Origin of the sequence: Pseudochrobactrum sp. AO18b (genome assembly GCF_000409565.1) — a bacterium.
Classification (GTDB): domain Bacteria; phylum Pseudomonadota; class Alphaproteobacteria; order Rhizobiales; family Rhizobiaceae; genus Pseudochrobactrum; species Pseudochrobactrum saccharolyticum.
The window spans coordinates 1-8299 of the sequence record NZ_ANNO01000341.1 but is presented as its reverse complement, the minus strand read 5'-3'; the positions used below and the strand labels follow the sequence as shown (position 1 = coordinate 8299).

Sequence of the window (8299 nt, the reverse complement as noted above, 5' to 3'; positions counted from 1 at the left end):
CTGCATCTCCGGATGCAGGCTTTTTTATATCTTCATTGCGTATCAGAGCTGATGCAGACGCACATCCGGATACACATCCTGCGCGATCTCACATAAATGCTGGTGATGGGTCAGATAGATCACCTGCCCCTGACCGGCCATTTGTGTGAAAAGCCGGAAAGTTTCCCGCGCACGGTCATCGTCAAATGTTTCCATAATATCATCAGCGATAAACGGCATCGGACGGCGCGACACAAATTCATAATAACCGGCGATACGCAAAGCCAGATAAAGCTGAAACCGTGTGCCCTTAGACAATTGATCCGCCGTTTTTGAACTGCCATCAGCAGCCACTGCAATCAGAATTTCGCTGTCCTTATCGGTCTGTGTTGTCAGCTGGCGATAACTGCCCTGACTGATCGCGGCAAAGGCCTCTGATGCCTGCGCCATCATGGATGAGCGATGCTGATCGCGATAAAGGCGCAAAGCCTGCTCCGCCGCGCTGATGCCAAAACGCAGACGCAAATATTGTTTCGATTTCTCTTCAATCTCCAGCAATAAGGTACGGCGCTGTTCATCCAGCTTTGCAGCACTGTCATCACCGGCCTGTGCCTCACGCAAAAGCTGCTCAGCCTGCATTTTCAGGCGATATTGTTCCTGTTTATGCCTGTCCTGTGCCTCATCCTGTTCACGCAGACCCAGTAATTGTTCTTTGAGCTCAGCACTATCGGCTTGCGCCAGCAGGTCTTCAGCTTCTGCCGAATTTGCCAGTTTCAGCAAATGGATAATCGTTTGCTCTTCATCCGTAAGCATTTGTTCCAGCTGCGCTTTTTTAGCACCGGCCTGAATTTTAAAACCGGCATCTTCCAGCGTATCCGCCTGCAATTGCGTGAGCATTGCCTGCTTTCTGGCATTCAGCTCACTGGCTTTCTGGTTCAGTTGCAACCTGTGCTGTTCCGCTTCCGCCAGACGACCTTTCAGCTCTTGCAGTTTTTTGTGCTCTTCTTCCGCTTTACGAATGCGCTGTGCGCTATGCAGAGCAAGCTCAGCGACCGGAATCCCTACGCCCGCTGAAGTCTGCACAGGCAAACCAAGACGCTTCGCCAAAGCTTGCGTCTCACGACTATAGGCTGCCTGATCGTCGTGCATCGCATGGATACGTTGCGCCAGATCATGACTGCGCTCCAGTGCCGGAGCCAGTTCTGCCATCAGGTTCAGAATTTCACGCACCTCATCCAGCGCCGGAACAGCATCCGCCGGCCCCAGCCATGTGGCCTGACAAGTGCTTGCCCAGTCTTGCTGCCACTGCACATCCTGTGCCTGAATCTCATCAGCATCTTTACAACGTCGGCGCAGTTCCTGCTCCCGCTCCGCCAATTCGGTCTGCAAACCGGCATAAAGCTGAAAACTGTCATGCAGAGTGACGGCTTGCGTCTGGAGTGCGCTTAAGCCAGTTTCCGCAACAGCTACACCGACCTGTTGTAGTGCCGTAGTCAGATCAGTTTCCGCTTGCCTGATCTGTACCAGCTTTTCATCACGTGACCGGCAGGCGCGCAACCAAAGCTGACGTTTTTGTAGTAAAGCTTCACGCTTCTCCATCCAACGCAATAAACTGCCCGCTGTTAGGTTCTCTTTGCAGACCGGTACAAGCTGTTGCTGCCATATAGCGAGACGTGCTTCCACCGCCTGCAATTCCGTCTGCGCCGCCGTGCCGGAATTTTGAAGATAGAGGTTCTGTGCCTCAAGCACAGCAAGCCGTTCCCGCAATTGCATGGCGCGGGCAAATTCTGCAGCCTGTGTCAGCCTGTTATGCACGGCCTGATCGTCTTGCATCAGATAGCGCTCAAACGCATCTGCACTTTCACTGCTCAGGCTCTTGCGATGCTGCTGCCATGCGGCATTGCGGTTTTGGCGCAGCTCCGCGGCCTGTTCCTGTGTGATAACCAGACTATTTTGCTGTACAGCCTGCAATTGCGCGCGCAATTGCACCATTTCATCGGTGTTTTTGGCCTGATTATCCTGTGTCTGTTGCCAGCGGTTTTGCAGCGCCTGCAACTCCCGCCCTGCGGCTTCCACTTCCGCCACATCCGGCACTGCCATGGTGGCGAGTAGCTTCAGATCAGTCTCAAAATCATCCTGATGATAAGGCAGTGCCTGCCAGATTTCATGCAGTTGCGCTTCTTCTTCCCGTGCAGCCTGATCGGCCAGTTGCAAAGAATTGCTCAAATCCTCACTGCGCAAACGGTTCAGCATATCATGCAGGTAGCGCATTGATGCAGGATCGCAATGTGCCTGCGTGATGCCGCTTTGCTTCAACTTATCCTGCGCAAGTTTCAGCCGTTCTTCCGCAACAGCCAATTCCTTGCCAGTCATTTGCAAGGCCGCCATAATACCGGAGCGTTGTTCAATCAGACTGCGCAATGCCGTTTCTGTCTGAATATTGATAAGTAATGCGCGCGGATCAGTTTTGATATCCCGCCCCAGACGGAACAGCAGCGCCTCAATTTTATGTTGCTCAGCACGTAACGCAGCTTCCCGCTCCGGCAGATCCTTCTCTGCCGTTACAAACCGTGCCTGCAGATCCTGTAAATGTCCGGCAGAAGTGGCGAGATTCAGCGCATTTTCATCAGGATGGATTTCCGCAATTTCCCGTTCAAGCCGCGCTATCTCTGCCGACTGATTTTCAACCCGAACGCGCAATTCCGCATCATCGATCATCAATCGTGGCTGCTCATCAGCAAAACCGGCAGGCACCGCCGGAATATCTGCAAAAGCAGTCAGGTCTTCACGCAGGCGATGCAACCGGTGATAATGCGGCAGCGCATTGAGCATAGCCTCAATCTCTGCAATACGGCCTCTTATCTGCCCATGCGCAGTCAGAGCCTGCTGATACTCCGCCTCGGCCTGCCGGAAACTGTCACTCAATTTGCCATAGCTTTGTGCCGAGCTTTTCGCATCCAGCTCGGCCTTCGCGGTTTCAAGCTCTTTCAATTGCGCATTGAGATCAACCAGCCCGCCTGTACGCGCACCGGAACGATAAAACTGATCAGCGCGGCTGCGCAGCAAGTTGAGATTCTGGCTGATGCCCGCAAGGCCGGCACTGGCCGAAAACAGCAATTCACCGAGATTACCCTTGCTGGCAAGGATCGCATCACCGCCTTCTTCCAATGTGTCATCGTCCAGCGAGAACATCATGCGATAGGCATTACGATCAATATCGCCTAATTCGTCGGAAATCAGCGTTTCCGGCAGAACGCGGCCAGCCGGATCACTCAGGCTGTTATTACGCGCTTTGGTGCGCACCAGTTCCTGCGTTGCGCCCTGCAATTGCAAGGAAGCGCCGATTTTCATCGCTGAATAAGAATGCAGAAAATCATAGCGGCTTTTATGTTCAATACCGAAGAGCAGATCGAGCAGCGCCGAAAATGTGGTTGATTTTCCCGCTTCATTCGGCCCGTAAATAATATGCAAATCAGGTTTGCCCTGATCTGCCGCACCAAAATCCAGCACATGATCGGTAAAGCGGCCATAGCGGGTGAGATCCAGACGATTAATCCGCATTATGCCTGTTCCTCTGCCTGAGCGGCCGCACTCAATTCTGCCAGCACATCCTCACTGCCTTTTTGCAATAAATCAGCAATCAGTGCCTGTGCCTGTGCTTCATCACCACCAAAGACATTGCGCATCTCAGCTGGCAATCTTCTCATCAGAGCATCCATCTGCTCTGCAAGACCACTTTGGAAATGTTTAGAGGCGGCCAGCTCATCGGCAATCAATCTGCCCAGTTCCAGCAGCGGATCAACGGTCAGAGCGCCTTCGCTTTTCTGTATTTTGCGTGGCGGAGTGCATTCAAGCTCGAGCTTTTCAATCCAGCAATCACCAATTTGCGCTGCCCTATCCTCGGCCTCAGTCAGCAGCAGATCATGGTCACGGCGCATCTGCCATGCCAGAGGTGTCGTGCCGATCAGATGCAAACGCGCGACGAGTTGCTCACTTGCAGTCGCTTCGCGCTTAGCTTCCAGCGCCTCATGCACTGCCGCAATCACAGCACGCCAATCCTCGCAAGCCGAGACATCCACGCTCACCCGTTCAAATTGCGCGATTGATGTCAGCCGCTCTTCTGTCTGCACAGTGCCATCATCATTCACCGTCACAAGCGTTACGGATTTCGCACCGGCCTCATTAATATCGCGCCCTTGCGGATTACCCGCCATTACTACCGTGCTGTTATAATGGCTGGTCGGTGCATAGACCGCCCTCTTATGAATATGACCAAGCGCCCAATAATGAAAACCATGGGCTTGCAGATCATTGACACTGACCGGCGCATAAAGATCATGCCCTTCGGCACCGTTGAGGCTGGTATGCATCAGCCCGATATTCACCGCTCCGCTAACCGGCAATCCGTAATGAGGCAACAGGCTGTCCGGTGCATGGGGTTTAGCAAAACTCAACCCGTGAATGATCACCGGCTGAGCATGATCCGGCGCGGCAACAGTTATCGCGCAGGCTTTGCGGTCAAAAATATGCACGCGTTCCGGCAGGGTCAGCTCTTTGGTAATTTTCGACAGCGCATCGTGATTGCCGCGAATGATAAAAACATCAATACCTGCCTGATCCAGTCGGCGCAGCTGCTCTGCCAGAAAACGTGCGGTTTTCATTGAAGTCTGGTCGCCGTCATAAAGATCACCGGCAATCAGCAGTGCATTCACGCGTTCACTCAACGCCAGATCGATAATGCGTTCAAAAGCACGGCGGGTCGCATTGCCGATCAGCACCGCGAGTTCCTGATTGCGCAAGGCCAGTGAGCGCAGCGGTGAATCCAGATGGATGTCCGCCGCGTGAATGAAGCGATAGGTCAAATCAGCTCCTGAAAAGTCAGGTTAAAGTCTTTGCGCTGACTATGCGACGGGCCGGTTACAAAAATCAATGCAGCGCCGCATTTTAAAAGTGCATAGCTGCCTGTGTTCACCTGACTGAATAAATTCTTGTAAATCATAGAATTTTCTTATGGCAAACACTTACAATTGAAAAATCCCGTTCCTATATGCAGCCAAAGCACTTTTTTCAGGAGACACATATGTTGCGTGCCACCTCACGTTTAAGTCAGTTCACAGTCGCATTGGGACTGGCGCTCGTTGTATCGCTTTCGGCGATGGATATTGCCGATGCCAGACGTGCGGGTGGTGGCAGCAGCTTCGGCAGCCGCGGCAGTAAAACTTATCAGGCACCTGCACCAACGCAGACTGCACCAAATACTGCTGCGCCGATTGAACGCTCCATGACCCCGAATACCGGTGCGCAGACCCGCCCTGCACAGGGTGCGGCGGCTGCCAATGCAGCAAAGCCTGGTTTCTTCAATAATTTCGGCCGTTCCATGCTGGGCGGTTTGCTGGTCGGTGGTCTGATCGGTATGCTGCTGGGCAATGGCCTCGGCGGTATGGCCGGTTTCCTCGGCCTGATCCTGCAGGTTGCCCTGTTCGCAGGTCTGGCCATGCTGGCCATGCGCTTTTTCGCCAACCGTAATAAGCCTGCAACGGCTGCTGCCGGAGCCGGTAATGCTGGCGCGAACCGTGCGAACCCGATGCAGAATCTGGGTGCGCAGTTTGGCAAGCGCGATGACAACACACATGCACGTTCTTCAACCTCTGTACCATCAGCCGGTTTTGGCGCCAATACAAGTTCGGGTGCAGCTGCAAGCATGATGCAGCCTGCCGTGCAGGAAAAGCCTCTGACTGTTTCACAGGAAGATCTGGAGCATTTTGAAAAAATGCTGACCGAAGTCCAGACTGCCTATGGTCAGGAAAATTACGGCACACTGCGTCAGCTGACAACACCGGAAGCCATGTCTTATCTGGCGGAAGAACTTGGCGAAAACGCTACCAACGGCCTGCGCAACCATGTCAGCGATGTGAAATTGCTACAGGGCGATGTGTCAGAAGGCTGGAGCGAAGAAGGCAAGGATTACGCCACCGTTGCCATTCGTTATGAAAGCATCGACTATCTTGCAGACCGCAATACCGGTGAACTGGCTGAAGGCGAAAGCATGGAGATTTCGGAAAGCACCGAAGTCTGGACATTTGTCCGTCCTGCCAATGGCCGCATTGAAGAGTGGAAACTTTCTGCAATTCAGGCAGCATAAGCGCTCTAATTGATGAACTAAGAAAAGCCGCTCTGAATTTCAGGGCGGCTTTTTTATTACCCAAAATATATAAATTTTAATGATTGCATTTTTTTGCAATCAAATATATTTAATTAAATAGATAATGAAAGCAGGTAAAAAATGCAGAAACCAGACATTGCCGCATTTTACGATCAGCGTACCAGCTCCGTGCAATATGTTGTTGCAGACCCTGAAACACTGGATTGTGTGATCATTGATCCCGTGCTGGAATATGATGAGAAATCCGGCCAGACTGCCACCAATCATGCTGATGAGATGCTGGACTATATTGCACGCCGCAGCTACCGGCTGGTGCAGATTCTCGACACGCATCCCCATGCCGATCATCTTTCTGCCGCCCATTACCTGCACACCCGCACCGGCGCACCGACTGCTATCGGCGCTGAAGTCAGACAAGTGCAGAAAATCTGGTGCGAAATCTATAACTGGCCGGATCTGGCCTGTGACGGTTCGCAATGGGATCATCTGTTTGAAAACGGCGAGACATTTAAAGTCGGTAATCTCGATGCCCATGTGATCCATTCCCCCGGCCATACTCTGGCCTCGGTCACCTATGTAATCGGCGATGCCGCTTTCATCCATGATACATTATTCATGCCCGATGGCGGTACAGCGCGTGCCGATTTCCCCGGCGGCAACGCCACTGCATTGTGGAACAGTATTCAGACCATTCTGCAATTGCCGGAAGATACGCGTCTGTTTACCGGTCATGATTACCGGCCGAACGGGCGCGAAGCCCGTTGGGAATCCCGCATCGGTGAACAATTGCAGGATAATATTCATCTCAGCCGCTACCGTGATGAGGCGAGTTTCGTGGCCGCCCGTCAGGCACGGGATGCAACTTTGCCGATCCCCAAACTGATGCTCCATGCCTTGCAGGTGAATATTCGCGGCGGACGTTTGCCGGAGCCGGAAGATAACGGACAGCGCTATATCAAAATCCCGCTCGGGCGTTTTGACGGCGCGCCGTGGGAGTGAACATGTCTGATATGATACCAACTGAAGTCACAGCACCTGACGCTAATGAGCTGCGTGCACGGGTGACCGAGGCTTCCGCCTTTCTGAAAAAAATGTCCAATCCTGATCGTTTGCAGGTGACCTGCGCTTTGGTTGAGGGTGAACTGTCTGTGCGCCAGCTTGAAGATATGCTCGGCATCCGCCAGCCCGGTCTGTCGCAGCAGCTGGCAGAATTGCGTGCTGCCGGACTGATCAGCGCCCGTAAGGAAGGCAAAGCCGTGTTCTATTCTCTGGCCGATGAGCGGGTGAAAATCTTCATCGCCACCATGCACCAGTTGTTTTGTGCACCGGATATAAGGACATAACATCATGGAAAATTTTACCCCATGGTCTGCTCTTGGCGGCGGATTGCTGATCGGGCTTTCTGCGGTCTTGCTGATGTTGTTTGAAGGCCGGATTGCCGGTATCAGCGGTATCGTCAGCAGGCTTTTCCCGCCCTATAGCGACAGTCGTTTTTTATCCCGCGCCGGATTTGTGCTGGGATTACTGGCCGCACCTTTTCTCTATCTGCTCTTCACCGGTGCACTGCCTGCAATCACAGTCGCATCCGATCCGGTCTTGATGAGTATCGCCGGTCTGCTGGTTGGTTTTGGCGCGGTCTTGGGCAGCGGTTGCACCTCCGGCCACGGTGTATGCGGCATTTCCCGTCTCTCGCCCCGCTCCCTGCTGGCGACAACATTGTTTATGGCAGCCGGTTTCATCACCGTCTTCATCATGCGCCATCTCGTCAGTTAAAGTAGGTCGATCATGTCATTTCTGATTAATCTTGTTATCGGTCTGATCTTCGGGCTGGGGCTGGTGATTTCCGGTCTGGCCAATCCTGAGAAAGTGCTGAATTTTCTCGATATTACCGGCAATTGGGATCCGTCACTGGCTCTGGTGATGGGTGCAGCGGTAGTCACAACCTTCATCGGCTATCGCATGGTTTTTGCCCGTCAGAAACCGCTCTGCGCCGTAGATTTTGATGTGCCTGCAAACCGTAAAGCCGACAAATCCCTGATGACAGGGGCAATCCTGTTCGGCATCGGCTGGGGGCTTGGTGGTATTTGTCCGGGGCCTGCGATTACCACGGTGGGCTTAGCCGCAACTGGCACATTGATCTTTGTACCGGCGATGGTC

General features: G+C 53.1%; 7 protein-coding genes. 5 read left to right on the top strand and 2 right to left on the bottom strand.

Features of this window, described 5'->3' with window-relative positions:
* Positions 1–42 precede the first annotated feature (42 nt).
* Both A918_RS0113515 and A918_RS0113510 read right to left on the bottom strand, forming a co-directional pair.
* Positions 43–3540: an AAA family ATPase gene (locus tag A918_RS0113515; protein WP_022711582.1), complete on the bottom strand. Its 3498-nt coding sequence runs from the start codon at positions 3538–3540 to the stop codon at positions 43–45.
* Positions 3540–4841, bottom strand: a complete 1302-nt coding sequence (locus tag A918_RS0113510; protein ID WP_022711581.1) for a DNA repair exonuclease — start codon at positions 4839–4841, stop codon at positions 3540–3542. Before A918_RS0113510 ends, A918_RS0113515 begins: the two co-directional genes overlap by 1 nt.
* Before the next feature lie 218 nt (positions 4842–5059).
* On the opposite strand from A918_RS0113510, the gene A918_RS0113500 reads away from it, so the two are divergent.
* The 5 genes from A918_RS0113500 to A918_RS0113480 form a co-directional block, all read left to right on the top strand.
* Positions 5060–6121, top strand: coding sequence for a Tim44 domain-containing protein (locus A918_RS0113500; RefSeq protein ID WP_022711579.1), 1062 nt, complete (start codon positions 5060–5062; stop codon positions 6119–6121).
* A 141-nt stretch (positions 6122–6262) separates the two neighbouring features.
* Positions 6263–7141, top strand: a complete 879-nt coding sequence (locus A918_RS0113495; RefSeq protein WP_022711578.1) for an MBL fold metallo-hydrolase — start codon at positions 6263–6265, stop codon at positions 7139–7141.
* 11 nt (positions 7142–7152) lie between these two features.
* On the top strand, positions 7153–7485 hold the full coding sequence (locus A918_RS0113490; RefSeq protein WP_033316130.1) for a metalloregulator ArsR/SmtB family transcription factor: 333 nt from the start codon (positions 7153–7155) through the stop codon (positions 7483–7485).
* A gap of 4 nt (positions 7486–7489) precedes the next feature.
* Positions 7490–7915, top strand: a complete 426-nt coding sequence (locus tag A918_RS0113485) for a YeeE/YedE family protein (protein WP_022711576.1) — start codon at positions 7490–7492, stop codon at positions 7913–7915.
* A gap of 12 nt (positions 7916–7927) precedes the next feature.
* On the top strand, positions 7928–8299 hold a 372-nt coding region (locus tag A918_RS0113480; RefSeq protein WP_022711575.1), incomplete at its 3' end, for a DUF6691 family protein.

Bases quoted from the DNA above. Each gene is read 5' to 3' on its own strand.
- A918_RS0113515 (WP_022711582.1), bottom strand. From the start codon at position 3,540: ATGCGGATTAATCGTCTGGATCTCACCCGCTATGGCCGCTTTACCGAT.
- A918_RS0113500 (WP_022711579.1), top strand. From the start codon at position 5,060: ATGTTGCGTGCCACCTCACGTTTAAGTCAGTTCACAGTCGCATTGGGA.
- A918_RS0113495 (WP_022711578.1), top strand. From the start codon at position 6,263: ATGCAGAAACCAGACATTGCCGCATTTTACGATCAGCGTACCAGCTCC.
- A918_RS0113490 (WP_033316130.1), top strand. From the start codon at position 7,153: ATGATACCAACTGAAGTCACAGCACCTGACGCTAATGAGCTGCGTGCA.
- A918_RS0113485 (WP_022711576.1), top strand. From the start codon at position 7,490: ATGGAAAATTTTACCCCATGGTCTGCTCTTGGCGGCGGATTGCTGATC.